22 protein-coding genes are annotated in these 20,506 nt (G+C 62.1%); 2 read left to right on the top strand and 20 right to left on the bottom strand.

The window, feature by feature from the left end:
- Nucleotide 1: 1 nt before the first annotated feature.
- The 5 genes from XH87_RS16115 to XH87_RS16095 form a co-directional block, all read right to left on the bottom strand.
- A complete protein-coding gene (locus XH87_RS16115; protein ID WP_271588041.1) occupies nucleotides 2–1,072 on the bottom strand; it encodes a branched-chain amino acid ABC transporter permease in 1,071 nt (356 codons plus the stop codon).
- Between the two features lie 11 nt (nucleotides 1,073–1,083).
- A complete protein-coding gene (locus tag XH87_RS16110) occupies nucleotides 1,084–1,950 on the bottom strand; it encodes an ABC transporter permease subunit (protein WP_271588040.1) in 867 nt (288 codons plus the stop codon).
- Nucleotides 1,951–2,048: 98 nt separating this feature from the next.
- Nucleotides 2,049–3,266 carry an urea ABC transporter substrate-binding protein gene (locus tag XH87_RS16105; protein WP_271588039.1) on the bottom strand — a complete coding sequence of 406 codons (1,218 nt, stop codon included), beginning with the start codon at nucleotides 3,264–3,266 and terminating at the stop codon, nucleotides 2,049–2,051.
- A gap of 58 nt (nucleotides 3,267–3,324) precedes the next feature.
- On the bottom strand, nucleotides 3,325–4,320 hold the full coding sequence (locus tag XH87_RS16100; RefSeq protein WP_035701593.1) for an acetamidase/formamidase family protein: 996 nt from the start codon (nucleotides 4,318–4,320) through the stop codon (nucleotides 3,325–3,327).
- A gap of 17 nt (nucleotides 4,321–4,337) precedes the next feature.
- Nucleotides 4,338–5,738, bottom strand: a complete 1,401-nt coding sequence (locus XH87_RS16095; RefSeq protein WP_271588038.1) for an amidase — start codon at nucleotides 5,736–5,738, stop codon at nucleotides 4,338–4,340.
- A 409-nt stretch (nucleotides 5,739–6,147) separates the two neighbouring features.
- Here XH87_RS16095 and XH87_RS16090 point away from each other — a divergent pair, with 409 nt between their 5' ends.
- On the top strand, nucleotides 6,148–7,323 hold the full coding sequence (locus tag XH87_RS16090) for a transporter substrate-binding domain-containing protein (RefSeq protein ID WP_271588037.1): 1,176 nt from the start codon (nucleotides 6,148–6,150) through the stop codon (nucleotides 7,321–7,323).
- The gene (locus XH87_RS16085; protein WP_035701598.1) at nucleotides 7,320–7,907 is read left to right on the top strand and encodes an ANTAR domain-containing response regulator; all 588 of its coding nucleotides are present in this window, start codon (nucleotides 7,320–7,322) and stop codon (nucleotides 7,905–7,907) included. The genes XH87_RS16090 and XH87_RS16085 overlap by 4 nt, the downstream gene beginning before the upstream one ends.
- A gap of 176 nt (nucleotides 7,908–8,083) precedes the next feature.
- Here XH87_RS16085 and XH87_RS16080 read toward each other — a convergent pair whose 3' ends face one another.
- From XH87_RS16080 to XH87_RS16015, 15 genes are all read right to left on the bottom strand, one after another.
- Nucleotides 8,084–8,323 carry a hypothetical protein gene (locus XH87_RS16080; protein ID WP_271588036.1) on the bottom strand — a complete coding sequence of 80 codons (240 nt, stop codon included), beginning with the start codon at nucleotides 8,321–8,323 and terminating at the stop codon, nucleotides 8,084–8,086.
- The gene (locus tag XH87_RS36785; RefSeq protein WP_442868277.1) at nucleotides 8,320–8,715 is read right to left on the bottom strand and encodes an SH3 domain-containing protein; all 396 of its coding nucleotides are present in this window, start codon (nucleotides 8,713–8,715) and stop codon (nucleotides 8,320–8,322) included. The genes XH87_RS16080 and XH87_RS36785 overlap by 4 nt, the downstream gene beginning before the upstream one ends.
- 120 nt (nucleotides 8,716–8,835) lie before the next feature.
- Nucleotides 8,836–9,699 (bottom strand): urease accessory protein UreD, encoded by an 864-nt coding sequence (locus tag XH87_RS16075; RefSeq protein ID WP_271588035.1) that lies wholly within the window; start codon nucleotides 9,697–9,699, stop codon nucleotides 8,836–8,838.
- Nucleotides 9,700–9,704: 5 nt separating this feature from the next.
- Nucleotides 9,705–10,355, bottom strand: a complete 651-nt coding sequence (ureG, locus tag XH87_RS16070; protein ID WP_271588034.1) for an urease accessory protein UreG — start codon at nucleotides 10,353–10,355, stop codon at nucleotides 9,705–9,707.
- Nucleotides 10,352–12,058 (bottom strand): urease subunit alpha, encoded by a 1,707-nt coding sequence (ureC, locus tag XH87_RS16065; protein WP_271588033.1) that lies wholly within the window; start codon nucleotides 12,056–12,058, stop codon nucleotides 10,352–10,354. The genes ureG and ureC overlap by 4 nt, the downstream gene beginning before the upstream one ends.
- A gap of 5 nt (nucleotides 12,059–12,063) precedes the next feature.
- The gene (ureB, locus tag XH87_RS16060; protein ID WP_271588032.1) at nucleotides 12,064–12,762 is read right to left on the bottom strand and encodes an urease subunit beta; all 699 of its coding nucleotides are present in this window, start codon (nucleotides 12,760–12,762) and stop codon (nucleotides 12,064–12,066) included.
- 16 nt (nucleotides 12,763–12,778) lie between these two features.
- On the bottom strand, nucleotides 12,779–13,429 hold the full coding sequence (locus XH87_RS16055) for an urease accessory protein UreF (protein WP_244429547.1): 651 nt from the start codon (nucleotides 13,427–13,429) through the stop codon (nucleotides 12,779–12,781).
- Between the two features lie 19 nt (nucleotides 13,430–13,448).
- Nucleotides 13,449–13,901, bottom strand: coding sequence for an urease accessory protein UreE (gene ureE / locus XH87_RS16050; RefSeq protein WP_035701606.1), 453 nt, complete (start codon nucleotides 13,899–13,901; stop codon nucleotides 13,449–13,451).
- Between the two features lie 32 nt (nucleotides 13,902–13,933).
- Nucleotides 13,934–14,236, bottom strand: coding sequence for a putative quinol monooxygenase (locus XH87_RS16045; RefSeq protein ID WP_035701608.1), 303 nt, complete (start codon nucleotides 14,234–14,236; stop codon nucleotides 13,934–13,936).
- Nucleotides 14,236–15,750: an amidase gene (locus XH87_RS16040; protein WP_271588031.1), complete on the bottom strand. Its 1,515-nt coding sequence runs from the start codon at nucleotides 15,748–15,750 to the stop codon at nucleotides 14,236–14,238. Before XH87_RS16040 ends, XH87_RS16045 begins: the two co-directional genes overlap by 1 nt.
- 84 nt (nucleotides 15,751–15,834) lie before the next feature.
- Nucleotides 15,835–16,536 (bottom strand): ABC transporter ATP-binding protein, encoded by a 702-nt coding sequence (locus XH87_RS16035; RefSeq protein ID WP_271588030.1) that lies wholly within the window; start codon nucleotides 16,534–16,536, stop codon nucleotides 15,835–15,837.
- Nucleotides 16,533–17,261: an ATP-binding cassette domain-containing protein gene (locus XH87_RS16030; RefSeq protein WP_035701616.1), complete on the bottom strand. Its 729-nt coding sequence runs from the start codon at nucleotides 17,259–17,261 to the stop codon at nucleotides 16,533–16,535. The genes XH87_RS16035 and XH87_RS16030 overlap by 4 nt, the downstream gene beginning before the upstream one ends.
- Nucleotides 17,262–17,263: 2 nt before the next feature.
- Nucleotides 17,264–18,328, bottom strand: a complete 1,065-nt coding sequence (locus XH87_RS16025) for a branched-chain amino acid ABC transporter permease (RefSeq protein WP_271588029.1) — start codon at nucleotides 18,326–18,328, stop codon at nucleotides 17,264–17,266.
- A complete protein-coding gene (locus tag XH87_RS16020) occupies nucleotides 18,328–19,194 on the bottom strand; it encodes a branched-chain amino acid ABC transporter permease (protein WP_035701621.1) in 867 nt (288 codons plus the stop codon). Before XH87_RS16020 ends, XH87_RS16025 begins: the two co-directional genes overlap by 1 nt.
- A 56-nt stretch (nucleotides 19,195–19,250) precedes the next feature.
- On the bottom strand, nucleotides 19,251–20,489 hold the full coding sequence (locus tag XH87_RS16015; RefSeq protein ID WP_271588028.1) for an urea ABC transporter substrate-binding protein: 1,239 nt from the start codon (nucleotides 20,487–20,489) through the stop codon (nucleotides 19,251–19,253).
- Nucleotides 20,490–20,506 lie beyond the last annotated feature (17 nt).

Genomic DNA, 20,506 nt, shown 5'->3' with positions numbered 1-20,506 from the left:
ATCAGGACTCCTCCGACTGCAAGCGGCCAGCCTCCGCCATCACGGCGCCGTCGTCGCGACGACGTCCGCGCCACCAGCCGGCGACGAGCCTGCCGATACCGAGCACGAAGCCCTGCGGCGCCAGCATCACCGTGGCGAGCAGCAACGCCCCCATCAGCACCAGCGCAGCCTGCTGACTGTAGACCGTGATGGTCTGAAAGCCGAACAGCAGCAGAACCGACCCAACCAGCGTCGCCGTCAGATCGCTGCGCCCGGAGAAGGCCACCCATACGATCGGCATCGCAGCCGCGGGCAGGCCGATGCTGGACGGCGTGATGAACTGCCCCCAGGACGTGTACAGCGCGCCGCTCAGCCCAGCGAGGCCGCTGCCGATCACGAAGGTCAGAAGCTGGTACTTCCGGACATCGTAGCCAAGCATCTCCGCGCGCTGCGGGTTTTCGCGCGTCGCCACTATGACATTGCCGATCCCCGAATTCACCAGCATGCGCAGCGCGAGATAGACGATCACGATCAGCGCGATCATGACGTAATAAAGCGCCGATCCCTCGATATAGAAGTCGCCTACCGTCAGCGGGTCCATGCCCTTCATGCCGTTGAAGCCGTTCAGCCGCGCCGGCCCGATATGCCATTCCGGCCCTGCGGTCTGGCCGAGGAAGAAGGCCAGCACCAGTGTTGCGGACAGCGTCACGATACCGAAGAAGATGCCGTTGATACCGCCCCAGATCATGAAGTAACCGAGGATACCAGCGGCGACCATGGCAAGAAAAACCGAAAGGACGAGCGCGCCGATCGTCGCAGTGCCACCCCCCATGTTGATCGCGAGCACGCCATAGCCGTACCCTGCGATGCCGAAGAACAGGGTCTGGCCGAAAGACAGCATGCCGCCATAGCCCCACATCAGGCAGAGGCCGAGCGCCATGAAGATCCAGATCAGGAAGTAAGCGAAATTGCCGACGTCGTAGGAATCGGCGAAAAGCGGATAGGCTAGCGCGCCCGCGAGCACGGCGAGGAAGCAGGACCAGAAGATCTTGCCACGTCCGAGCGTCTGCGGGCCTTCCAGCAGCTTGAACATCAACTTCCCCTTTAGCGCCCGCGACGAACCAGAACGCTGGAGAGCCCTTCGGGCATCACGCGGATGATCAGGATGACGGCGACCAGCATGCCGATCTGCCCGATGATCTGACCATAGCTCGCGTTCAGCGCCATGCGGATCATCGCCAGTAACACGGCGGCCGGCGCCGTTCCGAGCAGAACGTTCGCTCCCCCGATCACGACGGTCACGAAGCTTTCGACCACGAAGGTCGCACCCATGGTCGGGATCAGCGTCATGGTCGGCGCGTAGAGCGCTCCGCAAAGTCCGGCGAGGCCGGTACCGATCCCGAAGCTGATCGCATAGATCCGGCCGGTACGCGCGCCCAACGCCTTCGCCATCGCTGCATTCTGCATGGTGGCACGGGCGATCACGCCGAAACGCGTCTTCATGAAGATGACATAGAGACCGGCCAGCACGGCCACCGCACAACCGAACAGCACCAGGCGATAAGTCGAAAACGTATAGCCGCCGATCGCAAAACTTCCCTCGGGCGTGCCGATGCCTCGTACGGCAGACCCGACGATCAGGAGCATCGACTGCGTGACGATGAGGCTGAGCCCCCAGGTCGCGAGCAGAGAATCCAGCGGCCGTTTGTAGAAGCGCCGCACCACCAGGAATTCGACGAGAACACCGATGAGTCCCGCCGTCAGCGCGGCAAGCGCCTGAGCGATCGCGAGCGGCACACCCAGATTCACCAGGCCGACGGTGACATAGGCACCGCACATGATGAACTCGCCATGCGCCATGTTGATGACGCCCATCATGCCGAACACGATGGCGAGACCCGCGGCCGAGAGAATGAGGAACGCAAACACATCGGCGAACTGGTAGAATACCGAGAATACCTCAGCCGACATCTTGATCCCCTTGCCGCTCCCGGCGCCGCATCGTTGCGGCGCCGGCCTTGTTCAAGATCGTGACGTTCAACACGAGCAAGATCCGTGCCCGCCAGATGTCACGACTTCTTGGGCAGATGACTCGGCGTGTACTGATCCTTGTCGTTCTTCTTGGTGAGGTCGCAGCCGATCTCGCCGAGCCAGTAGGGCTGGATAGTGCCGTAGTCCTTCTCGACTTTCACCTCGTGCTTCGGCCCGACCGAGATCAGGCGCATGCGGTGTGAGGTGTGCTGGCTCTTCGGATCGATGCAGACCTTGCCCTCGGGAGCGTCGATGCAGGCATCGCCGGCCGCGATCACCTTGCGCATGTCCTCGAGCTTGGTCGACTTCGCCTTCTCGACCAGCGTCTTGTACATGTAGAGCGCGTTATAGGCGTTGTAGCCCATGTCGTTGATATAGAGCTCGTCGGGGAATTTCGCGTGCCATCGCTTCTTGAACTCGGTGGCTTCGGGCGTGTCGATCTCCTCGAACCAGTTCGCGGTCGCGTGCATGTTGTTGAGCGCCGGCGGCTTGAAGCGCTTGTGCTCGAAGCCGAGCATGATCTTGATCGACGAGCCCATCGGCAGGTTGAGGTTGGCCGCGGCCGCCTGCTCGAAGAACGAATCCTGGGCAGCACCGACATTGATCGTCAGCAGCCAGTCCGGCTTCGCTTTCTGGATGTTCTGGATGGTCTGCGCGAACTGCGACACGCCGAGCGGGATGAACTCCTCGCCGACGACCTCGCCGCCGAGATCCCTCATGATCTTGCGGTTCCACTCCGCCGAGATCTGACCGAAATTGTAGTCGGCGGCGATGACATAGACCTTCTTGCCAAACTTCTCGACCATCCAGGGAATCAGCGTCGAGAACTGCTGTTCGGGCACCGCGCCCATGCTGATCATGCTGGCGTCGCACACACCGCCTTCGTACTGATTGGTGTAGAAGTACGGCGTCGTGGTGCGGTCGACGATCGGACGCAGCGCCTCGCGCGAAGCCGAGGTGATGCCGCCGATCAGCACGTCGACCTTGTCGCGATTGAGCAGGCGCCGGCCGAATTCCTGATAGCGTGCATTGTCGCCTTGCGGATCGAGATGGATCAGCTCGATCTGCCGCCCCAGAATGCCGCCGCTCTTGTTGATCTCCTCGACCGCCAGCTGCGACCCGTGCAGCTTCGGCATGCCCATGAAGGCAAGATCGCCCGACACGTCCTCGAGCAGCCCCACCTTCAGCGGAGGCTCGGCCGCCTGGGCAGCACTCATCGACGCCGCAGTACCGAGCATGGCGCCGAGCAAAACCATTCCTAACTTGCGTCCCGAAATCATCGTGATGTCCCCTGTTCCTGAAAGCGGCTGGATGTCATGGCTTGAGGTAATTCTTCAGGATCGACGCCCCCATCGTGTATTTGGGGTCGACCATGTTGCCGAGGCGCATGCGGCCGGCCTGGCTGAGCAGCATGTAGGCGTCGATCTCGTCGAAGCCGTAGTCGGCCGCCATCCACCGCACGAGCTCGCGATAGGCGATGCGTGCCGCGTCCTCGAGCGGACGCGCGCTGCCGATCGTCATGATGAAGTCCCTGGTCTCAAGCCGGGGCCAGGCGAAGCTCCAGTTCTTGATCAGATCGACCTGCAGCGTAACGGTTGCGCGCTGCTCGAGCGCCACGCCGGAGAGCTCGCCGTCCCCTTGCGTCGCATGGCAATCGCCGACATAGAGCATCCCGCCGTCGGTATGCACCGGGAAATAGATGATCGCGCCGGGGGCAACATCGGGCAGATCCATGTTGCCCCCGTGGTAATCCGGCTGCAGCGACGAAATCGCCTCGATCTCAGGCGAGACTCCGATGGTGCCGATGAACGGTTCGTAGGGCAGCGTGAGCTTGTCGTTCCAGCGCACGCCGTTCCTGTCGACATGCAGCTTCTTCACGCGTTCCGGCAGCGGCGGATTGAGCAGCGCCGTCGAGCCGGTCCCGACCAGTCCGCCGAACTCCGGAATGATGCAGGTCGTGCCGGCCGGCTGCTCGCCCCGGGTCTCGACGTCGCGGATGTAGATCGCGAGGCAATCGCCCTTCTTGGCGCCCTTCACCGCGATCGGCCCGCATTGCGGGTTGAGATAAGGGAAGTTGAGCTTGGCGGTGGGGCTGTCGGTCTCCTTGGTCAGCACGCCGCCGAAGGCATCTTCGGTTTCGACGACGACCACCCCACCGGGGTCGATCGACAGGGTCGGCTTGGCATAGGGACCGTAGACGTAGTGGAAGCCGCCCTGCTGCTCGATCGTCAGGCTATGGGTCGCTCCGGTCGCGCCCTTGGCGACCGCGCGCTTGGCCATGATGGATGTCTTCAACCAGTCTTCGGACATGAGATCGGCTCCTCGGCTCAGATCGCGGGATGACGCTTGTGCCAGTCGGTGACGCGCTGGAACGCATCGCCTGCGCGAACGAGGCCGGCCTCGTCGAAATGGCGGCCGACGAACTGGAAGCCGACCGGGCCGCCGTTCGCCGCGAAGCCGCCGGGCAATGTCACGGTCGGACTTCCCGTCATATCGAACGGACATGTAAAGCGGAGCAGGCCTCCAATCAGCGAGGCGTCCTCACCGAGCGCCGCCATCTTGTCGAGCGTGGGCGCCGCGAACGCCTGCGCCGGCACAGCGATGAGATCGACCGTCTCGAACAGCACACGCACCGCACCACGAAACGCTTCGCGGCGGAGCACGATCTTCTGGTAGTCCATTCCGGACTGCTGCCGGCCGAGATCGAGCAGGCCCGCGAGCGCCGGGCCGTACTCGTCCTTGCGCGCCGGATAGGTGTCTTCGTGCGCGACCGCCACTTCGATGCCGCAGAGCGGGAACCAGTCGTCGATGATCGCCTTGGGATCGGGAAACGTGATGTCCTTGATCTTCGCACCGAGATCGGCCGCCACCCGCAAGCCCTCGGCCAGCACCTTGGCCGCATCGCCGTCGGTGCCTTCGCTGGTCCAGCGCCGGTCGAGGCCGATCGTCACGCCGCGCAGGTCACCGGAGAGACCGGCGAGATAGTCGGGCACGGGGAGCCGGACCGATGTCGTGTCCTTGGGATCCTGGCCGGCGATCACGCCGAGGATGGCGCCGCAATCGACTGCGCTCCGCGCTATCGGGCCGATGTGATCCAGCGTCGCCGCGAGCTCGAACGCGCCGTAGCGGCTGACACGTCCCCAGCTCGGCTTGAGCCCGGTGACACCATTGGCCGCCGACGGAAAGCGGATCGATCCACCGGTATCGGTGCCGAGCGAACCGAAGCAGAGGCCCGCCGCGGTGGCGACGCCGGAGCCGCTGGAAGATGCGCCGGGCCAGAGATCCGCGTCCCATGGATTTTTCGGCGGGTCGATCTTCGGGTGATGATCGGCGTAAGCGCCTTCGGTCTGCTGCAGCTTGCCGAGAATGATTGCGCCGGCGTCCTTCAACCGTGCGACCACCGTTGCGTCCTCAGTCGGACGGAAGTCTCGATGGATCGTCATGCCATGCGCGGCCGGCGCGCCCTTGGCCCAGCAGAGGTCCTTGACCGCCACCGGCACACCGTGTAGCGGCCCCCTGATCTTGCCGGAGGCGATCTCCTTCTCGGCAGCGGCGGCATCGGCAAGCGCCGCGTCAGCCATCACATACGCGAAGCTCTTGAGCTTGCCGTCGAGCTTCTCGATCCGCCCGAGCATCGCCTTCGTCGCTTCGACCGGCGACAGCTCCTTCGCCTGGATCTTCCGTCCGACATCAACGAGTCCAAGATAGTGGAGATCTGCTGCCGCCATCGTTCTTCATCCTCCCACTCGACAAGGCGCACGGTTGGCCACACGCATAAGTCACCGTTCTGGCGACGCGGACGCATCGTCAGCTCCCTGGCGGCAAACGAAAAAAGCCACCCGCCCCTCCCGAATGAGGTGACGAATGGCGCAAATGCCGCGGCTATGATCTGTCGCTTTAGGGTCCGTGATCGAACGAAGCACTTAGTGCAAAGAGCTGGACGTCATCGGCCAGATCGGCGCACGCGAGGTTCGACAGGTAGCCCTGTAAGAGAAAAGTCTAAGTAACTGCCCATCGCATTGTCAACGTTGCTGTCTGCCTAAATTTCGAAAGTGCTGCGCAGCAAAACGGCAACCCACTTGCGCTGCCATGGGCGATGATGATTTCATCTTCGCGTTGCGTCGTCGAAAGCTGTCAATGACAAAGCCGTCTGTTCCCGTTGGCATCATCTGCTCGCAGTCCGGGCCCTATCAGGCCATGGGCCGCGAGATCCTCAAGAGCGCGATGATGGCGGTCGATGAGATCAACAAGCAGACCGAGTTCGAGTTCTCGATCGCGCCCCATATTCGCGATCCCCGCGGCATCATCTCCGAATATCACACGGTCTGCGACGACCTCATCCGCAATGTCGGCGTCGAGCACATCATCGGCTGTTACACGTCGGCATCGCGCAAACAGGTGCTGCCGATCGTGGAGCGCACCGATCGCCTGCTCTGGTATCCCGCCCGCTATGAAGGTTTCGAGTGTTCCGACAACGTCATTTATGTCGGGGCCTCGCCCAATCACAACGTCCTGCCGCTCGTCCGCTACGTGCTCGACAATCTGTCGCGTGAAATCTTCTGCGTCGGCTCCAACTACGTCTGGACGTGGGAGACCAATCGCGTCACCCGCGAGCTGGTCAGCGCGGCAGATGGCCACATCCTCGCCGAGCGGCTGCTCGAGCTGGGCGAAAGCGCCGTCGGTCACATCGTCGACGAGATCGTTCGCCGCAAGCCGCCGATCGTGTTCAACACGCTGGTCGGAAGCTCGAGCTACGACTTCATTCGCGCTTTCCACGTCGGCACCAGGGCTGCGGGGCTGGAGATTCCCATGCTGAGCTGCAGCCTGTGCGAGCCGGAACTGTCGATCGTCGGGCCGGCATCGGCCGGATGCATCACATCGTCGGCCTATTTCGAGAGCATCCGCCTGCCTGAGAACCGCGCATTCGTTGCGCGCTGGAAGGCCCGCTATGGCGAGCACAGCAGCCCCTCTGTTGACGGCCAGTCCGCCTATGTCGCGGTCTACCTGCTGGCGCGCGCGCTGCAGCGCGCGGGTACATCGAACATTGCCGAGGTGCGGCGCGCCGCGGCCGGCTATCGCTACAATTCGCCGCAGGGGCCGGTCTGGATCGACGGCGGCAACAATCATTGCGTCCTTACACCGCGGCTTGCCGTATCCAATCCGCAAGGACAGTTTGATATCTTCTGGGAAGCCGATACGCCCGTTAAGCCTGACCCTTACCTGACGCAGCTCGACGTTGCCGTCAGCCCCACGAGGGAGACCTCGACGGGCGGCGCATTGCCGAATGCGCCGCATCTGCGGGTTGTGAAATGAGCAGACGGTCTTCATTTTCGCTGCGCGGCCGCAAGGCGCTCATCGCCATCAAGGACGAACGCGACGCGACCATCGTGCGACGCCAGTTCGAACGTCTAGGGATCGACGGCGTCGCATGGACCCCAGGCGAGCCAGCGAACTTCGTTCCGGATCTGTCGCTGATCGACGACGAGTTTCTGCATTTGCTGCAACCGGCGCAACGTGCATTCCTGGCGCGGTCGCCTGTCATCGCCCTGCTCGGCACCGAGACGCCGAGCCGTCTGAAGCTGGTGTTCGAGCTCGACCCGGCCTCGTTCCTGGTCAAGCCGCTGCGCTCGGCCGGTATCTACGCGGCGCTCGTCATGGCGTTCGAACGAAACGAACGCACCAACGAATTGAAGCAACAGGTCCTCAAGCTCGAGCAGCGTCTCCGGTCGCGTCGCGTCGTCCTCGCCGCCGTTCTCCAGGTGATGCATTCGCACGCGCTGGCGGAACCAGCCGCCTTTGCACTGATCCGCAGATCCGCCATGGAACAACGCAAGACGATCGAAGAGCTCTCGGCGGAGATTACGGCAAAGGGCCTTCTTCCGCGTGCCACTGGTTAGATCAACTGCGGGTTGGCCGCGGTGCGCTCATGTCGCGCAGCTCCAAGGAACGCCGAGCCTGCTTGTGCACAGGGCATCGCGCAGGCAACGAATGGCTTTGGCATGAGCGATTTTGCGTGTACCCAGAAGCGCCATGTGATGGGCTGCTGTTCACAGCAGCCCACCAAGATCGCTGTTCACCGACAGACGCGCACCCGAGTCACGACCCGTCGGCCGTGATAGCCGCGCTTTACAACGGTGCGCAGCTTGCACACCTTCCGGGAATGATATCGATGGTGATGGTGATACTGCGTTTGCACCAGGTCGGTTGCTACGGCGGGAGCAATCGGACTTGCCGGCGCCGCGTTGGCTGGAGCCGAAAGTGTTCCGACAGCGAGCAGAACGGCAATGACGAGACCGTGACCGATTTTCTTCATGAAGTTTCCTTACGAGACACCCCCATTGTCAATGTTACGGCAGCCGGTGAACATGAGATGAACGGCACCGTCGTGCAGAGCTGCGCGCCGATCGGTCGCACGATCTTCGCACACCTCAGAAATACTTCGCCGGGATACACACCCCACAATCTGGTCTGCCGAGCGTAACCCGAGACAGTTTCCGCTCGAACACGACACCAGACGCCAGCGCACCTCTCCACCTTGACGAGAACGCGGCTCAAAGACGGAGTTGACCGTCGAGTTGGGCCCGGAATGGTTTGGAAGACGCACCGGTTGGCCGCCGACCAGCCTTTTTGCTCGTTTGAGGTCCCTACAGAATTTTCCTTTGTCAGAATGGCGTTTGAGGAAGTCGCGACCTGACGACGAAGCACGCGAGAGCTTCCGCTCAGAGCCGCGCCCCTCGTACCCCTCACTTTGATATTCCAATTACTTGTCCCTTCCCTACATGGACTGGAGCGGGAACAGGTGCACACGTGTGCAGGTGTGTGATTTCATGTTGGATCAACGGGCACCCAGCCGCTGGTGGACGGGTCCTCAGAACGGAATTTGGTCAACGAACTTGGTAGCGTCCGGTGGTAGATCCTTCTTACGGCCTCGAAGGCTTGACGAATGCACCTCAGCTCCAAGGCCGCGAGACGGATCCCGAGTCCCGCCTGCGCTGGTGATGCGCTCACCGCTCCATATAGGCCGCGTATTTGCTCGAGGGCTGTTGTCAACGCCCCGCGGAGATCCGCCAGATCATGGCCAAGGGGTAACGCCATGAATGCCGACCCGAAGGCTCCGTAGCCACGAAACAGGCTGCGGTCTGGATGGCATATGCGTGCGCGCTCAATCAGCAGCGGCTCGCCGCCCGATTTCCTCAGGCGGAACGTCGATTCCAGCTCCCGGAAATAGCGGCCTTCGCCCAGGGGGTCGTGCATCGTGAACGCATCGAAGATCAACGCGTGAGCGTCGGTCGCGCAGTCAAGCTCCATAGTCTGTGACAGTGCGGCGTCGGGAAACAGAATGCGCGGCTCAGGCAGGTATTCGAGACTGGCGCCGCTCGCGACATCAAGCGTCACCGTCTCTGTCGCGCGCGCCCCGGGGGCAGCGCGATGAACCGACGTCGCCCCCTGATTGGTCAGACAGACGGCCGTTCCTGGACCAAGCAACAGGCGCTGTGCAAGACTGTCCTCTCCGTGAATCGCTCCGCTCGCCGTCTGCACGATCACGCTGAGGCAATGCGGCCGATACGGATCGACATGAAAGCTGCGCGTGAGCGCGAATGGCCAAGCGAACATCCGTCGATCGATGACTGTACGTCCGGCACGACGGACGAAGCTCAGGTCGAGCCGTGCACAATCGCTCGACGTCATGTTTTTCACGTTTTGAACAAGACCTCGCGTTCGAGGAGATCGACGATCGACGCAACACCTTCACCGCGCCGACAATTGGTGAGCAGCACTGGGCGGTTGCCGCGGACGTCCAACGCCTCCCGACGCATCCTCGTCAAATCGGCACCGACGTGCGGCGCCAGATCGACTTTATTGATGACGAGCAGGTCAGCGCGAATGACACCTGGACCGCGCTTACGCGGAATGTCGTCACCTCCGGCCACATCGATCACAAACATCCAAAAGTCCGTCAGGTCCCGCGAAAACGTCGATGCGAGATTGTCGCCACCGCTTTCCAGCAGAATCAGCTCGACCCCGGGGAAACGTCGCTCTAGTTCATCCGCCGCTTCAATATTAAGCGTGGGATCCTCGCGAATGACGGTATGAGGACATGCCCCCGCCTCGACCGCCGATACGCGTGCCGGGTCGATCAATCCAGAACGCCTGATCCGATCGGCATCCTCGGCCGTTACGAGATCGTTCGTGATGACCGCGATATCGATGCCGCGGTTAATAAGTGCTGGAATCAAGCGCTCCACCAATGCAGTCTTGCCCGAACCGACCGGGCCCCCAATCCCGACCCGCGCGGCCGCGATTCGTGGCTGGGCTAATCCGTTGTTGAGCGAAAGTCGGCTCATCGAAGCATATACCGCCTGGCCAGCGGCACCTTCGTCGCCGGCGGGCACATCAGAAGCTTTCCATCCGCACGAACCTCGAAGGTTTGCGGATCGACCTCGACATGCGGCGTCGCAGCGTTGTGCAACATGTCCATCTTCCGCAACCTTCGCACATTCTTGATCTGCACCGGATCGCGTCCAAGGCCGAGCTTCCGGGTCACATCGGCCTCCATCGCAAGCTTCGACATGAAGTTGACGCCCAGTCTTTGCGGCGCAGTACCGAGCGCGCCCCACATCCGCTTCTGGATCATCGGTTCTGACAGACCGAGGCTACCGTTGCCGTCCCCCATGGCACCCCAGACGACGAAGCCGTTCTTGATCACCATATAGGGCTTGATGCCGAAGGAGGCGCGCGGCCAGAGAACCAGGTCGGCCATCTTGCCAGGCTCAATCGAGCCGACCATGTGGTCAATGCCAACCGCGACTGCCGGATTGATGGTGAGCTTGGCAATGTAGCGCTTGATCCGCTCATTGTCTGCACACGCCGTCTTCTCCTCCGGTAGACGGCCGGTCCGATCCTTCATGACGCTGGCAAGCTGCCAGCACTTGGCAACGTTCTCGGCGAGGCGGCCCATGCCCTGCGTATCCGTGCCGAATATCGATATCGCCCCCATGTCGTGGAGAAAATCTTCAGCCGCCATCGACTGGGCACGCACTCGCGCCTCGCCGAACATTACGTCCTCTGGTGCATTGTAGTTGAGCTGATGACAGATCATCGTCATCGGCACGCCCTCTTCCATGCCGTAAGACGTGTACGGATTGGTCGGATTGGTGGATGAAGGAATGACGTTGTCCCACGACACAACTTTCAGCAGATCCGGTGCATGACCGCCGCCGGCGCCCTCCACGTGATACATATGGATGGTGCGGCCTTCGACAACAGCCATCGTATCCTCGCAGAAGCCGTACTCATTGATCGAGTCGGTATGGAGGTGAACCGCGAAATCATTGCGGTCCGCCGCAATGAGGCTCTGATTGATCACCGAAGGAGCGGCGCCGAAATCCTCGTGGATCTTCACGGACATGCCACCGGCCGCGACGGCTTCCTCGACGGCTTCGGGATTGGACCCCGCACGTCCGAACAAGGCAAAATTGAGGGGCGAGAACTCGATCGCCTGAAGAAAGCGCGCAAAGCTTGAAGCGGCGCCGCTGCCGACGTCAAAGACCGGACCCGATCCGTTCCCAACCAGGGTGGTCGTCCCTCCAGAGAGCGCGTGGTCGGATTGTTCAGGCGAGATCAGATGAGCGTGCGATTCAACTGCGCCGGCGGTGACGATGAAGGGACCGCCGGCGATCGGTGCCGTAGTATGTCCTACAACCATGTCGGGATGCACGTCGGGCATCACGTCGGGATTGCCGGCCTTGCCAATGCCGACGATGCGCCCGTCGCGGATGCCGATGTCGGCCTTCACGATACCGGCTACGGCGTCGACGATCGTAGCGTTCTTGATGACAACGTCGAGAATCTTGTCCAATGAGGTTTTGTTGGCGTTTACACCCTCGCCATCGCGCAAGTTCTTTCCAGCGCCAACCAGCAACTCATGTCCGTAGATCGTATAGTCATGTTCGATCTCGGCAAGCAGACTGGTGTCGGCCAATCGCACGAGGTCGCCCTTGGTCGGCCCGTAGAGTTCGCCGTAGGCGCGGCGGGACAGTATCGCCATGGTGGTCAGGCTCCCAGATAGCCGCGTGCCCGGGCCTGCTTTAGAGCCTCCTGCCGTGCGAACGGCGCATCCAACGGACCGTTAACAAGACCCGCCTGCCCATGTACGACGCGGTCGCCTGAAATCGGAACAAGCTGCACGGACTTGGTGACCCCGGGTTCGAAGCGAATCCCGGCGCCCGCGGGCCGATCGACCTTCATGCCCCAGGCCGCCGCGCGATCGAAGCGCAACGCGCGATTGACTTCGAAGAAGTGAGTGTGGCTGCGAACCTGAACGTCGCGGTCGCCGGTGTTCGTCACATCGATGATGATTTTGGGCAGGTCCGCAAAGCTCTCAATGTCTCCACTGCCCGCGATGATCTCACCTGGTACGACATGGCCCTCGACCGAAGCGTTGCCGGGACCGACCGGCTCGAACAGCGCCATCACCTTGGTTCCTTCGGCGAACATGCACTCGATATAGAGCATCGGAATCATCTGCCCGACGCCGGGCTCGACGTCGTCCGACGTCAGCAAACACCCGGCCATATCGCGGATCTCGGCATAAGGCAGGTTGCGGCGCGCCGCGGTCATCACCTCGTCCGTGATGTAGGCGACCGCCTCCGGGTGGCTCAGCCGAATTCCGAGCGACCGATTGCGGCGTGCCATTTGCGCGGCATTGAAGATCACGAGGCGATCCATTTCGGTCGGCGACAGATTCATCATGGGAAATCACCCTCTCTCATGTCGTGAACATGCGGACATGACGCAGCGGTCCGCGCGAGACTGCGATGTCGATGAACGGCGTAAAGCTCGCGGGCAGCGCATCGGCCGGCGGCGCTTCCGCAAGCAATTCCGCAAGCAACGCGCGCGCGATCTCCTGGCTGCGCTGCGCCTCGATATGGCCGATGATGCCAAGCCGCACCGCGGCGCTGACGAGGCCGGTCACGAGCGTCCAGCCCGAGACAAGTTCGGCGGCGTCCTGGCTGAGTCCCGCATCCCGCCCCACGACGGCCTGCACGACCGCCAGATGGCCGAGCCTGCCGTCCGACGACACCAGGCCACGGTAGGCCACCGATAGGGGTCCATCGAGCTTGACCCATACCCCGAGCAGCGCCCTGCCCGCCCGCCGTGATCCTTCTCTCATCTCGGCCGAAGGTGTTGCAGCCTCGGCCAGGCGATCCACGCAAGCGACGGCGGCACAATCCTCTGCCCGAAAGGCTTGGCGCAGCAGAATGCGGTCCATGCTTGCCCAGCGGCGCTCCAGCTGATCCGCGATGATCCGGTCGAGTTCGCCGCGATCGGCAAGCATGCCGTCCGCAGCGAGTCCCTCCAGCCCCCAGGAGAATGCAAAGCCGCCGGCCGGGTAGGCACTGTCCCCGAGCTGCAGCAAAGCCAGTGTCTGCAATCTGTCAAACAGCGTCGCTCTCCACCACTTCGCCGGCTTCGAGCAGCGGCTTGATGCGCGCGCGGTAGGTGTCGAGCGGCCCGTCCAGCAGGACAACAAGAACATTGTCCTCGAAGCGAACCCGCCAATGTAGATTGCCGGCATTCCAGCCGAGCTTGAGTGCCGCTGCCTGATCGACTGGCTTCAATCGCCAACATTCCTGCTCGCCGAAGCGGGCAATGATGGCGCGATCGTGCGCGAGAAACAGCAGTGCGCCGTCGACCAGGTCCTCGTCCCGGTCCAGGCTGACCGCACAGTCGGTTCCGCGATCGGTCGTCAGGCGAAAGCGCTTTCGTCCGACATCGGACGGCGGCACGAACAGCAGCTCGATCCCGCCATGATGCTCGACATGGTGGAGACGACCCGCATAGGCTGCGTCGTCGGATCGTCCGATGATGCCATGAAGCCGTAACGTCACGATTTTCTCCCGCAGCAGGCCGGAATGCCGGCTTACCGGATTGTCGCCGACACCTCCGTAGAGGTCACCAATGTGACCTCTCCATCCAGAATGGGCCCGGCGATCCCGAAGAAGGTGGCGACGACCGCCGAACCATTGTGACGATCCATCGCCGCCTTGTCGGAAAATCGCTCATACGTTGTGAACACGCACGGATCATTCTCGCTTTGCGAGATGAAGAAGCCGATCGTCTCCGGCTCGTTCGCCGCGACATTCGCGGCGACGGTTAGGAGTGCGTCGCGCATCGTGACCTCGTGTCCCGACTTTGCCTTGATGACGGCGGTGATGGTGATCATCAGAACTTCTTCCAATCGCCGTCGGCTTCGACGGCGCTGGCCGCCTGATAGATGGTCGCCTCATCGTAGTCCTTGCCGATCAGCATCAGCCCGACCGGAAGGCCGTCCGAAAGGCCGCAGGGTATGGTCATCGCGGGATGGCCGGTAACGTCGAACGGACTGGTCGTGGCCGTCATCTCGAAGGCGCGCTGGACGATCTCGGAGAGCGGCGCGTCCTTGGCCGGGATCGGCGTGGCGACACAGGGCAAGGTCGGCATCAGCAGAAGGTCGTAGGAGCCGAATACCGCATCATAGGCGGCCTTGGCCGCGATCGCGATGTTGCGCGATTTGGCGTAGTAGCGACCGCGATAGTGGCTGACGCCCCACTGCCCGACCAGCATGGTGAGCTTGAGGGTCTCCGACAGGTCGTCGGCACGCGTGCGCCAACCGGAATGGGCGTCGACCAAGCCAACGTCATAGAGTCCCTTCCAGTTGAACCCCATGCCATTGCCGATCATCATCTGGACCAGGAAACCTTCCAGCGTGATCGGGTTCCATGCCGCGAGTGCATGAAGGTGTTCGGGGATCGACACCTCCGATACGCTGGCACCGAGCTTTGCGAACCGCTCCGCACCAGCCTTCACCTTGGAGGCCACGCCCTCCTGCATGTTCGCAATGGCAAATCCTTCCTTGAGGATGCCGATCTTCATGCCTTTCACGCCCTTGCGAAGCATCTCCGTGTAGCTCGTCATTTTCGGCGCATATTGGCGGGGATCGAGCCCGTCGGGGCCGGCCAGCACCTCCAGCAACAACGCATTGTCGGCGACGTTGGCCGTCATCGGACCGGTGTGGTCGATCGTCGACTCGATCGGCATCACGCCCGTGTACGGGACCAGCCCGTGCGTCGCCTTCATGCCGTAGATGCCGCAATAGGATGCCGGGATACGGATCGAGCCGCCCTGGTCGCCGCCGATCGACATGTCGACCTCGCCGGCTGCGACCAGCGCGGCGCTTCCCGACGAGGAGCCGCCCGCCGAATACCCCATCTTGAGCGGGTTATGAACCGGAGCGGGATGGGAGGTGTGACTGCCGCCCGACAGGCAAAAATGCTCGCACACGGCCTTTCCGACGATGGTGCCGCCGGCATCGAGAATGCGGGTCACGATCGTCGCGTCGGCGGCGGGAATGAAGCCTTCGAGCGTGGTCGAGCCGTTCATCATGGGGACGCCGGCCAGGGCGACGTTGTCCTTCAGCACGATGGTACGACCCGCGAGCTTGCCGGTGGCCGCACCCTTGACCTCGGTCTTGATCGCCCACGCACCGTACTTGTTGTCTTTCGGCATCGGCTTGGAGCCCGGCATGCGCGGATATTTGACCGGCGGCAGCGGGTTCGGCAGTTCGTCGATGACGTCGTACGCGTCGAACATCCCACCCATGAGTGCAAGATAGCTTCCGGCCTCTTCGACCGTCATGTTCATGTGCAGGCTCGCGGCGAGCTCGGCGACATCTTCGGCAGTCGGGCGTTTGATAGACATAGGTCATCCTTTCTTGTGAGGACAAGCTGGCAGTAACGAAGTCAGCAATTGCAATGGCCGGCGCTGCCGCGCCGGAATTCGAACCTAGGTAGGGTGCATGGCGCCGTCCCGAACCAATAGGCTTTCCCGGTCGAGCTCACCGGTGATGCGCCCCTTCTGGATATTGAGGATTCGGTCCGACAGGGATGTGATGAATTCGAGGTTCTGCTCGACGACGATCAGCGACATGTTCCACCGCTTCTTCAGCGCGAGCAGCGTCTCGACGATCTCTTCGATGATCGATGGCTGAATACCCTCGGTCGGCTCGTCCAGCAGGATCAGCCGGGGTTTCGTGCAGAGACAGCGCGCCAAGGCCAGCAATTGCTGCTCGCCGCCCGACAGGGCTCCACCACGCCGGTCGAGCAGCCGCACCAGGCGCGGAAAGTCTTGCAGCACCGCGTCGATGACCGAACGGTCCTCCTTCGGAGCCGCTGCGAGGCCCATTCGCAGGTTCTCAAGGACGCTCAGGTCGGGAAATATCTCTCGTCCTTGCGGCACGAGCCCGATCCCAAGCCTGGATCGCTCATACGGCTTGAGATGCGTGATCGTCTTGCCGGCGAACGTGACGGCACCACCCGTCGTCGGCAGATGCCCCATCAGCGCACGCAGCGTCGTGGTCTTGCCCATGCCGTTGTGGCCGAGAATGCCGAGATATTCGCCATCCTGAACCACCATGTCGAGACCGAACAGAATCGGGATGCGGCCGTAGCCGGATCGCAAATCGCGGACCTCGAGAAGCGCGCTCATGCCGCCACCTTCTTGCCGAGATAGACGTCGCGCACGCGCTGATCGGCCAGGACCTTGTCCACGGTGTCTTCGACCAGCACCCGGCCCTGGTGAAAGACCGTCACCCTCTTTGCGATCTGCTTAATGAACTCCATGTCGTGCTCGACGACGATGATGGCCCGGGTCTGGTTGATCTCGCGGATGATGGCGGCAGTGTGCAGGGTCTCTTCGTCGGTCATCCCGGCGGCCGGCTCGTCGAGCAGGATCAACTCCGGCTCCGCCGCGAGCACCATACCGATCTCGACCCATTGTCGTTGGCCGTGTGACAGCGTCGCCACGATGCGGTCGGCATGATCCGTCAACCGGATCATCTCCAGCACGGCATCGACCGCCGGCCCCTGGGCACGCGGCGTGGCGTTGCGGCGAACGGCGAGCCAGACATTCTCTCGCACCGAAAGACCGTTGAAGACATTCGGCACCTGGGTCTTGATGCCGATCCCCATCCGGGCAATTTCGTGCGAAAGCTTGCCCGCAATCGGCTGTCCGCGAAACGCAATTGCGCCCGAAGTCGGAACCAGCTGGCCGGTCAGAGTCTTGAAGAACGTGCTCTTGCCAGCCCCATTCGGTCCGATCAGGCAGCGCAGCTCCATCTCCTCCAAGGTGAAAGTGATGTCGTCATTGGCGACCACGCCGCCAAAACGCATCGTGAGGTGCTCGGCCTTCAGCAGGGGTACGAGGTCTGCCATGGTCATTCGGCTCCGGCCATGTGGGAGGCGGCTACCGGCGGCGGCACACGATCATCTGCGTGTTGCGCCTTCGGTTTCGGCGCGGGCACGAGCCGCATCAGCAGATCGCGCGCCGTCGGCACCAGTCCCTTGGGCAGCAGCAGCACGAATACGACCAGTACGGCGCCGAGCACGAGGTTGGAATTCAAGGCCTGCTGAGAGCCGATATAGGCGACAATGTATTCGATCAGCACGCAGCCAACGATAGGTCCGAGCAAGGTGCCCAGCCCGCCCACAGTAATCCAGATGATGATCTCCGCCGACAGCGACAGGCTGAAGATAGTCGGCCCAACGAACGCGCCCCAATTGACGTAGAGCGCACCGGCGAGCCCGGCGATCGCTCCGCTCAGGATAAAGGTTAGCAGCTTGACCTTGCGCGGGTCGTAGCCGAGCAGCGAGGCACGAACCTCGTTTTCGCGTACGGCCACGATGACGCGTCCAGCCGGAAGGGAGAGCAGCAAACGCAGAAGCAGGAATATCCCGAGCAGCGCTCCGCCCGTTACCCACCATGATTGCTCGGGTGACAGGATTTGGTCCGGATAGAACGGAACGTTGAAGGTGGGGACTGCCGGCATGCCGTTGAAGCCGCCGAGCAACGCCTTGCCGATCCTGTACTCATCGCCCGAGGTCGAGTTGACGCAGTTGAACAGGATCAGTGTCACGGTGAGCGTGATCACGCCGAGGTAGACGTCGGAGATGCGACCGAAGAAGATGAAGTAGCCGAGGATCGCGGCGAACAACGAGGGAATGATAATGGCAAGCAGGATCGACGGCGTTGAATCCTGGAAATTGACCGCGGCGATCGCATAGGCATAGCCGCCGAGGCCGAAGAAGGCCGTCTGTCCGAACGACAGGATACCGCCAAAGCCCCAGATGAAGGCGAGGCTGAGCGCCAGCACAGCCATTGCCGCGAACAGCGTCAACTGCATCAGCGCAAAGAGCTCGATCACGCCGGGAATGAGCGCGATCGCGATGATCGCGACAATGACGGCAACCGCCTGAGCCCCAAGGCGAAAGCGGGCGGGCATTACAAATTCCCCTTGAAGAAGCGGCCGGAAATCCCCTGCGGAAGCAGGCGGATCAGCACGATCGCAGCCGTAAACACCAGGACTTCGCCGTAGACCGGCGTGGTGAAGAAGGCCCCGACCTGATTGACGGCACCGAACAGGCTCGCCGCCGACATCGTCCCCGACAGAATGGCGGCGCCACCCCCGACAACGGTCATGAAGGCCTTCGCGACGTAGGCGCCACCCATGCCGGGCGTGATGCCCGAAACCGGAGCCAGCAGACCTCCGGCGAGACCTGTGATGGCCGCCCCGACCGCGAACGTGCTCATGTAGACCCGCGCCGGATTGACGCCCAGCGTGGCCGCCATCGCGGGGTTCTGCATCGTGGCGCGGGCGATCAGGCCGAAGCGAGTATAGCTCATCACGCCGTAGACGACGGCCATCATCACGATCGCCATCCCGGCCAGGAACAGCGTGTAATAGCTCGACTGATACGACCCGATCGAGAAGCCGCCGAGCGGGGTCGGTACGCCTTGCTGAGTGTTGCCGTAGATTGTAGTGACGATTCCGATGATTAGAAGGCTGAGCCCCCAGGTCGCGAGCATCGAATCGACGAGACGACCGTAGAGAAAGCGAATAAGACAGCGCTCGATGACGAGGCCAACGAGACCGACGAAGAGCGGCGCAACGACCAGCATTGCAATCCATATGTTGACGCCGGCATTGGCCGATATGACAGTCGCATACGCACCAAGCATGATGAACTCGCCATGGGCGAGGTTGATGATCTTCATCATGCCGAAGATGATCGCCAGTCCGAGGCACAGCAGGAACAGCGACGATATTCCATTCAGGACGTCGAGCGCGACGATGAGATAGATCGCCATTCTTGGATTCTTTCGGTCCCTCAATGCTACGGGCCTCGCCGCGAGGCCCGGCCGTGTCAGAGATTGATGATGTACTGCTTGGTGTCGTTCGGGTTCTTGACGAGATCACAGACACTCGCAGTATCGGTCGGCTTGACGTCGGAGTAACTCTCCAGCACCGACCATTTGCGGTCCTTCACCTCGGCGAGGAACGCGTTGCGGGTGGTGTGATGGGTCGGCTTGTCCAACGCGACCTTGCCGCTCGGGCCGTCGAAAGCGATTCCGTCCTCCAGAGCCGCGATCACCTTCATGCGATCGATACTGGCGGCTTTCTTCACGCCGGCGGCCCAAAGCATGACGCCCTCGTAGGTGCAGGCAGCCAGCTCGCTGACATAGGGGGAGTCGGGATGGGCCTTCTTGATCTTCTCGACGAAGCTCTTCGAGGCCGGCGTGGTCAGCTCTTCGAAGTAGCCGTAGGCGCCGAGAATGGAATCGCTCTCGGCCGCGTCGAGCGTGGTCGGCTCGTTGACGAGGCCGAAAGTGGTCGACGCGATCGGGATCTTGCTCTTCATGCCAGCGGAGGTCCATTGCCGGTAGAAGGCAGTGTGATTGCCGCCGACCAATGCCGACAGGATGAGGTCGGGCTTTGCCGCCTGGATCTTCGAGATGGTCGTGCCGAAATTGGTGACATCGAGCGGGAAGAAGTCAGTCGACAGCACCTCGCCGCCATTGTCCTTGACGTATTTCGTCATCCACTTTGCGGTGATCTGGCCGTAATTGTAGTCGGCGGCGATGATGTAGGCCTTCTTGCCCGCCTTCTTCATTGCGCTCGGGACGAGCTTTTCCACGGTCTGGGCGGGCGTCGTCCCCGTGCAGAACGTATTGCGATCGCAAACACCGCCCTCGTAGAGAACGTTGTAGAAGTACAGCACCTTGAAACGATCGAAGGTCGGACGCACCGCCTCGCGCGAAGCCGAAGTGATGCCGCCATGCACGACATCGACCTTGTCTTTCACCGCAAGTTGCTGAGCAAATTGCGAGTACATCTGAATATTCGACTGCGTGTCGTAGTGGATGACCTTCAACGGTCGGCCCAACAATCCGCCGCCAGCGTTGATCTCATCGACCGCAAGCTGCAGCGCATAGACCATCGGCGTGCCGGACGCTGCGATCGGACCAGATTGGTCGTGCAGGCTGCCAACGACGATCGGATTTTCTGCGCCGAACGCGCCGGAACGGAAAACCGCAGGTGAAGCGATCAACGTCGTCGTTGCAATAGCTGAGCGCTGCAGGAAGCGACGGCGAGAGAAAGTCATAAACGTCCCCATCAGTT

Origin of the sequence: Bradyrhizobium sp. CCBAU 53415 (assembly GCF_028128735.1) — a bacterium.
Taxonomy (GTDB): Bacteria; Pseudomonadota; Alphaproteobacteria; order Rhizobiales; family Xanthobacteraceae; genus Bradyrhizobium.
The sequence above is the reverse complement of the archived record's forward strand: the minus strand, read 5'-3'. Positions and strand labels throughout refer to the sequence as shown.